Below are 13,568 nucleotides of genomic sequence, written 5' to 3' on the forward strand. Positions count from 1 at the left end.
GATCCCAGGGTCTGCGCGACGCCGCTTCGCGGCTGCTTCGCCCTAGGATGACGAAGTTGGGCGGGATAGGGCAAAAAACCACCCTCCCGCCTTGCACCGGTCATGTCTTCGCCTCACTCTCCCGTAAAGCGAGAGGTACACGAAATTGAGGGGGCGGTTTTCGGATGGAGCATGCGATCTATCTCGTGACGCTGGTTGGCACCGCACTTGTCGTTGCAGCCGCGTTTTCGAGCCTGATCGCCTTCCGCTTCGGCGCTCCTCTCTTGCTGTTGTTCCTCTGCATCGGCTTGGCCACGGGCACCGACGGCCTCGGCATCCAGTTCGACAATGCGCGGCTGGCTTATTTTGCCGGCTCACTGGCGCTGGCGGTGATCCTGTTCGATTCTGGTTTCGGCACGCCGCTCAATGTCTTGCGGCAGGCGGCCGGACCGGCGCTGTCGCTGGCAACGATCGGCGTCCTTGTGACCACTGGCCTGTTCGGCGTCGTCGCCTACTACCTGCTCGATCTCAGCTGGCTGGAATCCTTCCTGCTCGGTGCCGCAGTTGCCTCGACCGACGCAGCAGCGGTGTTCTTCCTGTTGCGCGCCGGCGAGATCAATTTGCGCGAGCGCGTGCGTTCCACGCTCGAGGTGGAATCCGGCACCAATGACCCGATCGCCATCTTCCTGACCATCACCCTGGTCGAAATCATCGCCGTCAACGCCAATCTCGAGGCCGGGGTGCTGGCTACCGACCTCGTCCTCGGTTTCCTTCTCAACATGGGGCTTGGCGCTATCGTCGGCATTTTCGGCGGCCTTGCCATCGTGCGCCTCGTCGACCGGCTCAATCTCGACCACGGGCTGCTGCCGATCTTCGTGCTGACACTGTCGCTGATGGTGTTCGCCGCCGCGGGCGCCATTGGCGGCTCCGGCTTTCTGGCGGTCTATCTCGCCGGCCTCATTGCCGGCAATTCCGACATCCGCGCCGTCACCATCCTCAAGCGCTTCCAGGACGGCATGTCGTGGCTGGCACAGATCATCATGTTCCTGATCCTCGGCCTGTTCGCGACGCCCTCGCAATTTCCGGCGATCCTGCTGCCGGCGGTGCTGCTAGGCCTGTTCCTGATCTTCGTGGCGCGGCCAATCGCCGTCTGGCTTTGCCTGATGCCGTTCCGTCTGCCGCGCCCGGAAGTCGCCTTCATCTCATGGGTGGGCCTGCGTGGCGCGGTGTCGATCCTGCTCGCCATCACGCCGCTGCTTGGCGGCCTTGAGAACGGCCGCCTCATCTTCAACACCGCCTTCATCGTCGTGCTGGTGTCGCTGGTCATCCAGGGATGGACTGTCGGACCGCTGGCGCGCCGCCTCGGCCTGATCGTGCCGGCCCGCCTGGGGCCACTGGACAAGGTCGAGCTCGAATTGCCCGGCTCCGCCCATCACGAGCTTCTCGCCTATCGCGTAGCACCTGGCAGCCCAGTGGCGCGCGGTGAGCGCATTCCGCGCTGGGCGCGGCCGTCGCTTGTGCTGCGCGACGGGCGCTCGATGCGCTTCCAGGACATGGGCAGGCTCGCCGCCGGCGACCATGTCTACATCTTCGTGCCGGATCGCTATCCAGCCCTGCTCGACAAGCTGTTCGCCAGCCGCGCCGTGGTCGATCCCGAGGATGCGGACTTCTTCGGCGCCTTCGCCGTCGATCCGGCGCGCTCCGCCGCGGAACTGGAAGCGGCCTACGCGCCGGGCCTGACCGAGGAGGAACGCAAGCTGACTGTCGGCGACCTGGTGACGGAGCGGCTCGGCGGCCATGCCGAATATGCCGACCGCGTGCTGATTGGCCCGATCGAGCTGATCGTCCGCGACGTCGACGACAAAGGCAAGATCACCGGCCTCGGTCTTTCCCTCGAGCCGACCGCGCCGGTGGCACGGGTGCCGGTGTTCCTGAGTGCCGGGGAAATCGCTGACCGCATCGTTGCCTTTGCGCGCAATTGGCGCAAGCGGGTCAAAAAGCAGAGTGCCGAGGCGCTGGCGGACGCGGAACCGGCTCCACAGCCGATGGTGGAAAAGGCAACCGACGAGGGCTGACTGCTCCCGACACGGGCCTAGGTCATATTTTCCGCGTAGCACCATTGCAGGTCTTGCATCGTCGTTGTTGCGGGTTAAGGTCCCGGCGATTTTCGCGAAAGGGAACAGCATGGCCGGCTTCAAGACACTGGACGACATCGGCAATATCGATGGTAAGCGCGTGCTGGTGCGCGTCGACCTCAACGTTCCCGTCGCCGACGGCAAGGTCACCGACGCCACCCGTATCGAGCGCATCGCGCCGACCATCGCCGAGCTTTCCGGCAAGGGCGCTAAGGTCATCCTGCTTGCCCATTTCGGCCGACCAAAGGACGGACCGTCGCCTGAATTCTCGCTTGAGCCGATCGCCACGGCGACCGCGGAGGTGTTCGGCCGCCCTGTCGGCTTCGCATCCGACTGCATCGGCGACAAGGCCGCGAGCGCCGTCGCCGCCATGGGCAACGGCGACGTGCTGCTGCTCGAAAACACCCGCTTCTACAAGGCCGAGGAGAAGAACGACCCGGCCTTCACCGAAAAGCTCGCCGCCAATGGCGACATCTTCGTCAACGACGCCTTTTCCGCCGCCCACCGCGCCCATTCGTCGACGGAAGGGCTTGCGCACCTGCTCCCGGCTTTCGCCGGGCGCACCATGCAGGCCGAGCTCGACGCGCTGGAAAAGGGCCTCGGCAATCCCGTCCGCCCTGTCGTTGCCATTGTCGGCGGCGCCAAGGTCTCGAGCAAGATCGACCTCCTGATGAACCTGGTAAGGAAGGTCGACGCGCTGGTCATCGGCGGCGGCATGGCCAACACCTTCCTGGCCGCGCGCGGCACCGATGTCGGAAAATCGCTGTGCGAGCATGATCTCGCCAACACCGCCAAGCAGATCATGATCGAGGCGGCCGAAGCCGGCTGCGCCATCATCCTGCCGGTCGACGGTGTCGTCGCCAAGGAATTCAAGGCGGGAGCCGCCAGCGAAACCGTCGCCATATCAGAGGTGCCGGCCGACGGCATGATCCTCGATGTCGGCGAAAAAACCGTGAAGACCATTGCCGACTGGATCGATCGCGCCGCGACGCTGGTCTGGAACGGTCCGCTTGGCGCCTTCGAGATCGAGCCGTTCGACCACGCGACGGTGGCGGCAGCCAAGCACGCCGCGGCCCGCACCAAGGCCGGCAAATTGATCTCGGTGGCCGGCGGCGGCGACACGGTGGCCGCACTCAACCACGCCGGCGTCGCCGACGACTTCACCTACGTCTCGACCGCCGGCGGCGCCTTCCTGGAGTGGATGGAAGGCAAGCCGCTGCCCGGCGTCGATGTGCTGAAGCGCTGAGGCGAGAAAGCAAACGGGGCGTTTGCGCGTTTCAATCGATTCGAGCTTTCCGCTTGGAATGGTTCGACTTGAACCTGCCTTGCTCTAGTGGTCTGCTAGGCTGGAACAATCGTTTCAGGAGGATGCATCATGAGCGAACGTCTCGAAGACATTGCCGCCGCGATGGTGGCCGACGGCAAGGGTCTTTTGGCCGCCGACGAAAGCTCCGGCACCATCAAGAAGCGCTTCGACGTGATCGGCGTCGAATCGACCGCCGACAGCCGCCGCGACTATCGCGAGATGATGTTCCGCGCCAAGGAGGCGATGACCAGATACATTTCCGGCGTCATCCTCTATGACGAGACCATCCACCAGAAGGCCGCCGATGGCACGCCGCTTGTCGACATCATCAAGGCGACCGGCGCCATCCCAGGCATCAAGGTCGATGCCGGCGCCAAGCCTCTGGCCGGCTACCCCGGCGACACGATCACCGAAGGCCTCGACGGCCTGCGTGAGCGGCTCGCCGACTATTACAAACTTGGCGCCCGTTTCGCCAAATGGCGTGCGGTGATCGACATCGACGTCGCCAAGGGCGTGCCTTCCGCCACGTCGATCGGCTCGAACACCCATGCGCTCGCCCGCTATGCGGCGCTCTGCCAGGAGGCCGGCATCGTGCCGATCGTCGAGCCGGAGGTGCTGATGGACGGCGCCCATGACATCGGCACCTGCTACGAGATCAGCAAGGCAACGCTGACGAAACTCTACACCGAGCTCTACGCAGCCCGCGTCGTCCTCGAAGGCACCATCCTGAAGCCGAACATGGTTCTCGCCGGAAAGAAGTCGGGCAAGGTGAGCAGCCCCGAGGAAGTCGCCGAAAAGACCATAAAACTGTTCCGCGAAACGGTGCCGGCCGCAATTGGGGGCATCGCCTTTCTCTCGGGCGGACAATCGGACGAGGAGGCGACCGCCAACCTCAATGCCATCAACGCCATCGGCCCGCATCCGTGGAAATTGACCTTCTCCTACGGCCGCGCCTTGCAGGCGGCGCCACAGAAGGCGTGGAGCGGCAAGGCGGCCAACGTCGCCGCTGCCCAGGCCGCCTTCGCCCACCGCGCCCACATGAACCATCTGGCCGCGCTTGGAAAATGGCAGCCGGAACTGGAACAGGCCGCCTGACCGGTTTTTTCTGCCTTCATCCGGACCCGGGTCATGTGCCCGGGTTCCATGTGCTCCGAAATCGCTCCAAAAATGCGAGGACCGTGTCGGCTTGCGTTGAGCCCAAACGTCCTTGGGTCTCAAAGAGGAGCAGACCCATGCCAAACAACAAGATCGTTTCACGGGAAGACTGGTTCCAGGCGCACAAGGCGCATCTGGCCCGCGAGAAGGAATTGACGCGATTTCGCGACCGCATCGCTGCCGAACGGCGGGAATTGCCTTGGTTGAAGGTCCGGAAGGACTATGTCTTCGAGACCGAACAGGGCCCGAAGAAACTGGCCGAACTATTCGCCGGCGCAAGCCAGCTGATCGTCTACCACTTCATGTTCGGGCCGGGCGCCGATTACCGTTGCGAAGGTTGTTCCTTCCTTGCCGACCACATCGACGGCGCCAACCAGCACCTCAAGCACCACGATGTGTCGCTTGTCGTGATCTCGCGGGCGCCGTTGGCTGAATTTCTGCCCTACAAACAGCGCATGGGCTGGAAATTCGACTGGGTGTCGTCCTACGCCTCGGATTTCAACTTCGACATGCAGGTTTCCTTCACCGACAAGCAGATCGCATCAGGCGACACGACCTACAATTTCGAGCAGCGCGCGCGCAAATCAAAAGACCTTCCCGGCATCAGCGTGTTCTACAGGGATGACAACGGTGACATCTTCCTAACCTTCATGTCGCGCTCCAGGGGCGGCGATCCGCTGATCGGCGCTTATCATTATCTCGACCTGACGCCGAAGGGCCGCAACGAGACCGGCCCCTACCACAGCCTGATGGACTGGGTGCGGCTGCACGATGAATATGCAGACCGGCCCGAGATGCCGGACGCCTGTTGCCATTGACGACGGGCCGTCGACGCAAGGTCTTTCGCCTTTAGCCCGATATGCGCTAAGTGCTGCTCGCTATGCCCTTTAACGGACTTGCCCATTAACGGTTTGCGATGCAGCGCTTTCTTGCCCTCCTCACCTGGCTCGCCTTTCCGGTCTATGTCTGGCAGGGGCTCGGCGTGCGCCGCCGCACCACCCGCATGCTGCCGGCGCAGGGTCCGGTCATGCACGAGATATCAGGCCAGGCGCCGGCGGTCTCGCTTCTGATGCTTGGCGATTCTTCCGCCGCTTCGGTCGGCATCGGCAATTCCGAGTATGGGCTGGCCGCGCAACTGGCTGATCTGATCTCGAAACGCACTGGCCGTGCGGTGCGCTGGCGGGCAGCCGGCTTCAACTCGGCGACCTCAGGCCAGATCCGCGACCATGTGCTGCCCAATCTGTCGGCCGATCCTTGGACGCATATCGTGCTCGCCATCGGCACCAATGACACCAAGAACTTCCACTCGGTGCCGCGTTTCAAGAGCGATTTTGGCGGCCTGCTCTACGCGCTGCGCGCCAAATGGCCGGAGGCGCGCGTGGTGTGGTCGCCGGTGCTCGAATTCACCCGGGCACCGGCAATGCCGCCGCTGCTCGGAAAGATCCTGGAAATCCGCGCCGCCGAGATGAACCGGATGGGCGAGCGCCTTTGCCTCGAACGCGGCGCGGTGCCGGCGCCGCGCCTGCCGATCACCGATGCCGAAGCCGGCTTTGCGTCCGACGGATTTCATGCCTCGGAAGCCGGCTACCGGGCCTGGGCGGAACATCTCGTCGGCTTGGTGCTCGCCAACGAACCACGCGTCGCGTAGCGGGCCGCCGGCCCTAATGCATGTCGCGCAAAAGTGTGCAGCGGTTTTGCGATAACGACATGCATAAAACAACAACCTAAAGCGCGTCGCGTGAGGTCGGTCGAACGCGACGCGCTTTAGGTCCAATGCCCCAGCGCCGCTGTGATCGAAATCGCCGCCATCGCCAGCACCGCCAGTTTCCAGAAATCGCTGCGCCGCTTCAGCCCCGGCCAGCCGAGCGGCTTGATCAGCTGGATGACCATCATGGCGACGATGACGAGCGCGAGGAGTTTCGACATGCCGCCTTTGACCAGCATCACAAGCGGCTGTCAAAGCGCTCCTTTCGCTCGCTCGCGATAGAGTTGCTATGCCAGCGGCTTGAGGCCGGCCTCGATCGCAGCCCGGTTCGGTTCGAGGAACGGCGGCAAGGCCAGCCTTTCGCCCAGCGTTTCCAGCGGCTCGTCGGCGGTGAACCCGGGGCCGTCGGTGGCAATCTCGAACAATATGCCGTTCGGCTCGCGGAAATAGAGCGAGCGGAAGTAGTATCGTTCGACCTCACCGCTTGACGGCAGACGGAACTCGGCCAGCCGCGCCGTCCATTGATGCAAGGTCTCCTGGTCGGGCGCCCTGAACGCGACGTGGTGGACCGCCCCGGCGCCTTGACGTGCCGGCGCAAGACCCGGCTGCACCGCGACATGAAGCTCCGCCGCCGGCCCGCCTGCTCCCATTTCGAAGACATGAACCAGACCCTCGCCATCTGGCGACGCATAATCACGCGCCTTGCGCATGTTCATCACCCGGGTCAGCACGGCCTCGGTGTTGGTGATGTCGGGAACGCTGATGATGATAGGCCCGAGCCCGCGTATCTGGTGCTCGACTGGGACTGGGCTTTGAGACCAGGGATGGCTGTCGCCCTTGCCGCCATCGCTGACGAGGCGCAGGCGCTGGCCCTCTGGATCTTCGAAATCCAGCGACGGATAGCCGCCGATGTCGCCGATCTCTCCCGTCGCGACGGCCTCGCCGGCCAGGCGATCCTTCCACCAGGCAAGACTTTCGGGGCTGGCGACCCTCAGGCTCGTCCGCACGATGCTGTTGGTGCCGCGCCGTTCGCGTCCGACCGGCCAGTCGAAGAAGGTGATGTCAGTGCCAGGCGTCGCCTCTGCATCGGCATAGAAGAGGTGATAGGCTGACGTGTCGTCCTGATTGACCGTCTTCTTGACCAGCCGCAGCCCCAAAGTGCCGGTGTAGAAACGAAGGTTTCCCGGCGCATTGGCCGTGATTGCGGTCAGATGGTGAATTCCTGTCAGTTGCAGGCTCATGGTCATCTCCCTGATCTCCGAGGAATTTTCTCCCTCAATATCAGAACGCCGGCCCTATCGCTGCTGCGAATTCCAACCGTCCGTCGTTGAAAGCTAAACGACTCAACCCCGGCAGAGCGACAAAAAAGCCTGCTTCTCTCGTGCAGGCGGGATCGGAACCGGCAAAACCTGGCACGCTCGCCAAAGACCGCTCAGCCTCCTGACAGACTGCTGTCAGGAGGGGTGTGCGATAGTGTCTCCATCGAAAGAGAGGAGACCAGCCATGAACGGTTTTACCATTCCGCACAGCGTGCAGCGCTATGTCGGCAAGATCCGGACGATGCGCAACGAGATCCGCACCCGGCGTTTCATGAATGGCTTGCCGCAGAGCATCCGCAAGGACATCGGTTGGCCGGATAATTACGAAGGCCGCCACGGTCGCGGGTGATTTTTCGCGGCAGCGGCTGGATGCGGACGCCAAGGCGCCCAGATATAGATCCGGCGGGCCGAAGGACGGAGCAGGAAATGTCCGAACAGAAAACCATCGGCGTCGTTTTCATCGATCGCTTCGCCGACTGGGAATACGGCCTGCTGGCGGCTTCGGCGGTCGAATGGTTCGGCGCACGCGCGGTGTCGCTGACGCCGAACGGCAAGCCGGTGACCTCGGCCAGCGGATTTATGCTGACGCCCGATCGCTCCACCGAGGTTGATGAAAACACCGATCTCGACGCCGTCGCGGTCATCGGCTCCGACCTATGGGTCGATGCACCGCCTGATATCTCCGGACTGCTGACGGCAATTGCGGCACGCGGCGGCGTGATCGGCGGCATCTGCGCCGGCACATTGGCGTTGGCGCGTGCCGGCCTGTTCGACAAGGCCAAACACACCAGCAATGGTCGTGACTGGATCAATGAAAAGGAACCGGCTTACCCCGGCGCCCAGAACTATCAGGACGTGCCCTATGCCGTCGCCGACGGCCGCATCGTGTCCGCGCCGGGTTCGGCTCCCGGCACCTTCGCTCTTGCCTATTTGAAGACGCTCTATCCCCAGAGAACAAGCGACCTCGCGCAGATGCGCACGCTGTTCGCCAGGGAGTATGCCGAAGGGGAACATGCTGAAGCCTCCTGACAGTATGGTGTCAGGAGCGGCGTGCAATAGTGCGACAGTATCAGGAGACTGACATGGCCTTCATCCCTGCAAAAGCCTCGGCATGGTTCGAGATCCCCGTCACCGACATGGATCGGGCGCGCGCCCTTTATGGATCGGTGCTTCAGAACGATCTCGCTCTGGAGGAGAGCGGCCCGAACCCACTGGCCATGTTCGCCACGCAGGACCGAATGGCATCCGGTCACGTCTACCCCGGAAAACCCGCGGCACCGGGAACCGGCCCGACCATCCATCTGTCGGTTGCCGCACCGATCGAAGATGCCATGGAACGGGTGAGGCAGAACGGCGGCCAGGTCGTCTCGCCGGCGATCTCCATTCCGGCCGGCACATTCGCCTATTGCCTCGACCCGGACGGCAACAGCTTTGGGCTCTTCGTCTAGGTGCCGCATGGCAAAAAGCTGGAACGACAGGCTGAACGCACCGGGCATCAACGGTATCAAGCCGACGCCGCGCACTGTTGGCGACGTCGTCGAGGGCCAGCCGATGCTGGTGCCGACGGCACGGCAGGTCGATGATTTCATCCGCTCCATCCCAAAGGGCGTCGACATGGACGTCCGTGCATTGCGCACCGCGCTCGCCATCGAGCACGGTGCCGAAGTGACATGTCCGGTCACTATCGGCTATCATCTGCGCACTGTCGCCGAGGCCGCCAACGAGGATTTGGAACGCGGCATGCCGCTGAGCGACATCGCGCCGTTCTGGCGGGTGCTGGATGCAAAGACGCCGACAACAGGGAAATTGTCCTTCGGCGCGGCATTCGTCGCCGCGCAGCGCAAGCGCGAAGGGCTCGAACCATAATGCATGTCGCCCAAAAGTGGGAACCGGTTTTGGGACCACGACATGCATAGAAACAACACCGAGGGACCATACGATGCGCCGTGCCGACAGGCTCTTCCAGATCGTGCAGCATCTGCGCGGTGGCCGTCTGGTCACCGCCCAGAAGCTGGGCACGTGGCTCGAGGTTTCCGAGCGGACCATCTACCGCGACATCGCCGACCTGCAATCGACTGGTGTGCCGATCGACGGCGAGGCCGGCGTCGGCTACATGATGAGGGAGGGTTTCGACCTTCCGCCGCTGATGTTCACGCGTGATGAGATCGTCGCGCTGGTCGCCGGCGCCCGCATGGTGCGCGCGTTTGGCGGCGCTGCCATGGCGCGGGCCGCCGACGAGGCGCTGGTCAAGATCGGCGCCGTGCTGCCCGACGCCGAGAAGGACCGCATCGCCCGCACCGAGATCCACACGCCGATGTGGGTGGTGAGCGACGCCGCCCGCGAGGCAATCGACCTGATCGAGCGCGCGGTGGAAAAACGCCAGGTGCTGACCATCGACTATTCCGACGAGGCCGGCCGCAGCACCGCGCGCGACATCAGGCCGCTAGGCCTATGGTTCTGGGGCAAGGTGTGGACGCTGGTCGCATGGTGCGAGATGCGCGACGATTTCCGCGCTTTCCGTATCGATCGCATCGCTTCGGTGGTCATAGCCGGCCGCGTCTTCAAGCCGGAGCGCGGCAAGCAGCTCGCCGATTTCTATCGTGCGGTTGAGCGCAGCGAGGATTACGGCATGGCACCGGACCGAGCCGCGCGAACTTAGGCGCGGCGCCTTTCCTTCTCCCCTTGTGGGAGAAGGTGGATTGGCGCGCAGCGCCAAGACGGATGAGGGGTGTTGGAAGAAACTCCAACGCCGCGATCCGTCCGGCACCCCTCATCCGACCGAGCTTCGCTCGGCCACCTTCTCCCACAAGGGGAGAAGGACGGGGCGCCGTTCCTCAATCCTCGTCGTCGGTATCCTCGTCCTTCGACTTCAGCGCCGAAAGCTTGGCAAAGACGGCGTTGGCGTCGAGTTCCGCATCCTCGTCCTTTGGCTTCTCCGGCGCCGGCACCAGCCGCTCGGTCAATGCAGCCGGCAGCAGCGTGTCGCCGGCCGGCTGTGCCTGCTCGCGGCCACGCGAGGCGCGGTTGACTTCCATGTCGAGATCGATCTGCGAGGCGAGACCCAGCGTCACCGGATCCATCGGCTGCAGATTGGCCGAGTTCCAGTGCTTTCTGTCGCGGATCTGGTCGATCGTCGACTTGGTGGTGCCGACGAGGCGCGCGATCTGCGCGTCCTTCAGCTCGGGATGGTTGCGCACCAGCCAGAGTATGGCGTTGGGCCGGTCCTGGCGCTTCGACAACGGCGTGTAGCGCGGACCTTTGCGCTTGGATTCGGGCACCCGCACCTTGGGGTCGGACAGCTTCAGCCGATGGTTCGCATCCTTCTCGGCACGTGCGATCTCGTCGCGGGTCAGCTGGCCGGTCATGATCGGGTCCATGCCCTTGATGCCTTGCGCCGATTCGCCGTCGGCGATCGCCTTGACCTCGAGCGGATGCAGCGAGCAGAACTGCGCGATCTGCTCGAAGGACAGCGCGGTGTTGTCGACCAGCCAGACGGCGGTCGCCTTGGGCATCAGCAGCGTATTGGCCATTTTAAAATATCCTTCTCGTTCGCCCGCGTTCCCGCGCGGGCGGTGGTTTTAGAGCCACCAAAATGGGAAATTCGCGGTCTGTATAACCGCTCTCTCGCCATTTCGCAACGTTTTTGGCGCGTGGCGGCGAGGACGGCGGGAGATATCGAACCTGTCAAGGCAGCCCTTCAGCTTCGGCGCCGTGCATCGGCGTTTCGGCTCCGCAGGTTATGGCTTGGCCGAGCGCCAGAAGAGTAGTCCTGCTCAGGATCAGCACACCATCGGCGAGATGGGATTGAGGGCAGGATCGCCTTATTCAGCGGCGATGCAACTTGCGCGAGAGCTTCCGTGTGCTAGGCTTCATCAGCCAAATGTGCGCAGCAACGGAAGGCCATCATGACTGAGGTCACCATTGAATCAGTCTCCACCGTTGTTGGTCAGATCTACGAGGCCGCCTATGATCAGGAGCGCTGGCCTGATGTGGTCGTGGGGCTGCGCGACCTGTTCAAGGCATCGCGAAGCTGTATCGCGCGGCTCGATCAGCAGGCGTTCAGCGCGGTCGGGACTGTCGATGACCCGGGGCTGTGTTCTCCCGAGGCGGCAGCGGCACACATGCGTGACCCCATCAGCACGGTCGCGGCAGCGCTGCCGGTGGGCAAAATCTATGATCGGACGCGGATAGCTGGAGACGTGGCGGCGTTCCGTCGCCGCGAACTCTGGCAAGACTGGATGAGGCCGCGCGACATGCATCACGGGCTCGCCTCCAATCTTCTGGCTTCCAACGGCTCCTATTGGTTTTTCGATATCCATCGCGGCTCGAAGCAGGGCGCATTCGGTGCCGACGACATCGATCTGCTGCAGAAGATCGTGCCGCATATGCTGCGCGCTGGGGAGATCGGCCGGCAGTTGGAGAACACGTCGGCGCTGGCATCGGCCTTCTCGCATCTGCCCTTCGGCGTGTTTCTGGTGGACGGCTTTCAGCGTGTCGCCCAAATGAACGAGGCCGCCGAGGCAATGCTGGCACGGCCCGACAGCCCTCTGGCACTGAATGGCGGCACGATCGTCGCCTCCAATCTCAGGGATGCGCAGCAGCTTCAGCGGCTGGTCGCGAATGCCTGCTCGCTCCATGGCGGCGCCATGCTCGGGACCGGAGGAACGCTGCTGGTGCCATCGGACCGCGAGCGATTTGACCTGACACGGTTGGTGCTGACGGTTGCCCCATTCGTCGACGCCCGCGCCTATGGCCTGGCGTCGGAGCGTTGCGCGGTGATCATGGTCACGGAGGTCGCCCGGCGCATTCCCGACAGTTTCGAGACCCATATCCGCTACCTGTTCGATCTGACGGCGGCTGAGGCGAAGCTTGCAACAGCCTTGGCATCGGGGCGGTCGCTGAAGGAAACCGCGGCGAATTCGAACATAACCGTGAAGACCTGCCGCACTTATCTGGAACGGATCTTCTCCAAAACCCGCACCCATCAGCAGAGCGAGTTGGTTGCATTGCTCAAGAACACGGAGCCGCTCAGCGGGCGCGGCCCGTAACCCACCAACAAAACGTCCTCATGTCGGCATTTGCCGACTGTTAGAGGGGAAGTGTTTCATCCACATTTCGCTTCGGTAGCGGCGATCTGCCCTTGGGAGAGCTGACGCCGCCGATGTGGGCTGATCGATGTTGGAAACCGGGCACGCTGTCGCGGCGGGGTTGTTTCCGTTCGCCATTTCCTATGCGCTATTGGCAATGCTGCCGGGCGCCAACTTCGCTGTCGTCGCGCAGGCCGGGCTAACCGCTTCGCGCGCCACGGCGCTTTCGGCTGCCGCCGGTATTGCCCTTGGCGCGAGTTCGCTGGCGGCGATCGTCGCAACGGGAGCCAGCGCGCTGCCGCCGGGGGGCATCGCACACCAGATGGCCGCCAGCCTTTACGGCGCAATGCTGGTCTTCATCGGCTGGAATTCGATGCGGCGGGCGCTGTCGATCAAGGCTGGCGCCAACGCGCCGAAGCCGGTTCCAATCGTTCGATACTTCCGGCTGGGATTTATCACGGCAGCGGCAAATCCTGCCACCGCGCTGTTTTTCGCATCCTCGACGCTGAATTTAAATGCTCGCGGGGCAACTCACCTGTCCGTGGTCGCATTGGTGTTTGCCATTGCGATCGCCTGGTTTGGTCTTCTCGGCCTTTCCATCTCCCAACCGGCCACACGGCGATTTTACAGTCGTTTCCGAAAGCATGCGGACATCGTGCTGGGAGGGGCCCTGGTGGCGCTCGGCTTTGCCGCACTTGGTTATTGAGAAAGATACGCGCAGCCGCCGCTGTTACACAGAGTTCAAACGACAAAACCCGCCAGACAGGGTCCAGCGGGCTCGGAACCGGCGACGGGAAAACCCGTCTGTTGCGGCTCTGGCTTCTAAAGCATGATCTCGGACCGAAACGCCGCTGCACAAAAAGGCGGCTTGATGCTTTCGGG

General features: G+C 63.4%; 15 protein-coding genes. 12 read left to right on the forward strand and 3 right to left on the reverse strand.

Going from position 1 to position 13,568, the window contains the following annotated elements:
• Positions 1 to 164: 164 nt before the first annotated feature.
• The 5 genes from CIT25_RS24365 (at position 165) to CIT25_RS24385 (ending at position 6,223) form a co-directional block, all read left to right on the forward strand.
• Entirely contained in the window at positions 165 to 2,054 is a 1,890-nt protein-coding gene (locus CIT25_RS24365; RefSeq protein WP_095487249.1) for a potassium/proton antiporter, read from the forward strand.
• Between the two features lie 109 nt (positions 2,055 to 2,163).
• Entirely contained in the window at positions 2,164 to 3,360 is a 1,197-nt protein-coding gene (locus tag CIT25_RS24370) for a phosphoglycerate kinase (RefSeq protein WP_095487251.1), read from the forward strand.
• A 129-nt stretch (positions 3,361 to 3,489) separates the two neighbouring features.
• On the forward strand, positions 3,490 to 4,515 hold the full coding sequence (locus tag CIT25_RS24375) for a class I fructose-bisphosphate aldolase (RefSeq protein WP_095487253.1): 1,026 nt from the start codon (positions 3,490 to 3,492) through the stop codon (positions 4,513 to 4,515).
• Between the two features lie 137 nt (positions 4,516 to 4,652).
• The gene (locus CIT25_RS24380; protein WP_095487255.1) at positions 4,653 to 5,393 is read left to right on the forward strand and encodes a DUF899 domain-containing protein; all 741 of its coding nucleotides are present in this window, start codon (positions 4,653 to 4,655) and stop codon (positions 5,391 to 5,393) included.
• Between the two features lie 98 nt (positions 5,394 to 5,491).
• Entirely contained in the window at positions 5,492 to 6,223 is a 732-nt protein-coding gene (locus CIT25_RS24385) for an SGNH/GDSL hydrolase family protein (protein ID WP_095487257.1), read from the forward strand.
• A 116-nt stretch (positions 6,224 to 6,339) separates the two neighbouring features.
• On the opposite strand, the gene CIT25_RS24390 is transcribed toward CIT25_RS24385, so the two are convergent.
• A complete protein-coding gene (locus CIT25_RS24390; protein ID WP_023797063.1) occupies positions 6,340 to 6,501 on the reverse strand; it encodes a hypothetical protein in 162 nt (53 codons plus the stop codon).
• A 66-nt stretch (positions 6,502 to 6,567) separates the two neighbouring features.
• Positions 6,568 to 7,521, reverse strand: a complete 954-nt coding sequence (locus CIT25_RS24395) for a ring-cleaving dioxygenase (protein ID WP_095487667.1) — start codon at positions 7,519 to 7,521, stop codon at positions 6,568 to 6,570.
• Positions 7,522 to 7,783: 262 nt separating this feature from the next.
• Between CIT25_RS24395 and CIT25_RS24400 the strand changes: the two genes are divergently transcribed.
• The 5 genes from CIT25_RS24400 (at position 7,784) to CIT25_RS24420 (ending at position 10,258) form a co-directional block, all read left to right on the forward strand.
• Entirely contained in the window at positions 7,784 to 7,948 is a 165-nt protein-coding gene (locus CIT25_RS24400; protein WP_095487259.1) for a hypothetical protein, read from the forward strand.
• Positions 7,949 to 8,025: 77 nt separating this feature from the next.
• Positions 8,026 to 8,628 carry a DJ-1/PfpI family protein gene (locus CIT25_RS24405; protein ID WP_095487261.1) on the forward strand — a complete coding sequence of 201 codons (603 nt, stop codon included), beginning with the start codon at positions 8,026 to 8,028 and terminating at the stop codon, positions 8,626 to 8,628.
• A gap of 53 nt (positions 8,629 to 8,681) precedes the next feature.
• Positions 8,682 to 9,047, forward strand: coding sequence for a VOC family protein (locus CIT25_RS24410; RefSeq protein ID WP_095487263.1), 366 nt, complete (start codon positions 8,682 to 8,684; stop codon positions 9,045 to 9,047).
• 7 nt (positions 9,048 to 9,054) lie between these two features.
• Positions 9,055 to 9,465: a hypothetical protein gene (locus CIT25_RS24415; RefSeq protein WP_095487265.1), complete on the forward strand. Its 411-nt coding sequence runs from the start codon at positions 9,055 to 9,057 to the stop codon at positions 9,463 to 9,465.
• A gap of 73 nt (positions 9,466 to 9,538) precedes the next feature.
• Positions 9,539 to 10,258 carry a helix-turn-helix transcriptional regulator gene (locus tag CIT25_RS24420; protein ID WP_095487267.1) on the forward strand — a complete coding sequence of 240 codons (720 nt, stop codon included), beginning with the start codon at positions 9,539 to 9,541 and terminating at the stop codon, positions 10,256 to 10,258.
• Between the two features lie 175 nt (positions 10,259 to 10,433).
• Here the strand turns inward: CIT25_RS24420 and CIT25_RS24425 are convergent, their stop codons facing one another.
• On the reverse strand, positions 10,434 to 11,129 hold the full coding sequence (locus CIT25_RS24425; RefSeq protein ID WP_095487269.1) for a DUF1013 domain-containing protein: 696 nt from the start codon (positions 11,127 to 11,129) through the stop codon (positions 10,434 to 10,436).
• A gap of 375 nt (positions 11,130 to 11,504) precedes the next feature.
• Between CIT25_RS24425 and CIT25_RS24430 the strand changes: the two genes are divergently transcribed.
• Both CIT25_RS24430 and CIT25_RS24435 read left to right on the forward strand, forming a co-directional pair.
• Positions 11,505 to 12,647, forward strand: coding sequence for a helix-turn-helix transcriptional regulator (locus CIT25_RS24430; protein WP_095487271.1), 1,143 nt, complete (start codon positions 11,505 to 11,507; stop codon positions 12,645 to 12,647).
• A 127-nt stretch (positions 12,648 to 12,774) separates the two neighbouring features.
• Complete coding sequence (locus CIT25_RS24435; RefSeq protein ID WP_095487273.1) at positions 12,775 to 13,392, forward strand: LysE family transporter; 618 nt, start codon at positions 12,775 to 12,777, stop codon at positions 13,390 to 13,392.
• Positions 13,393 to 13,568 lie beyond the last annotated feature (176 nt).

Source organism: Mesorhizobium mediterraneum, from assembly GCF_002284565.1.
Lineage (GTDB): Bacteria > Pseudomonadota > Alphaproteobacteria > Rhizobiales > Rhizobiaceae > Mesorhizobium > Mesorhizobium mediterraneum.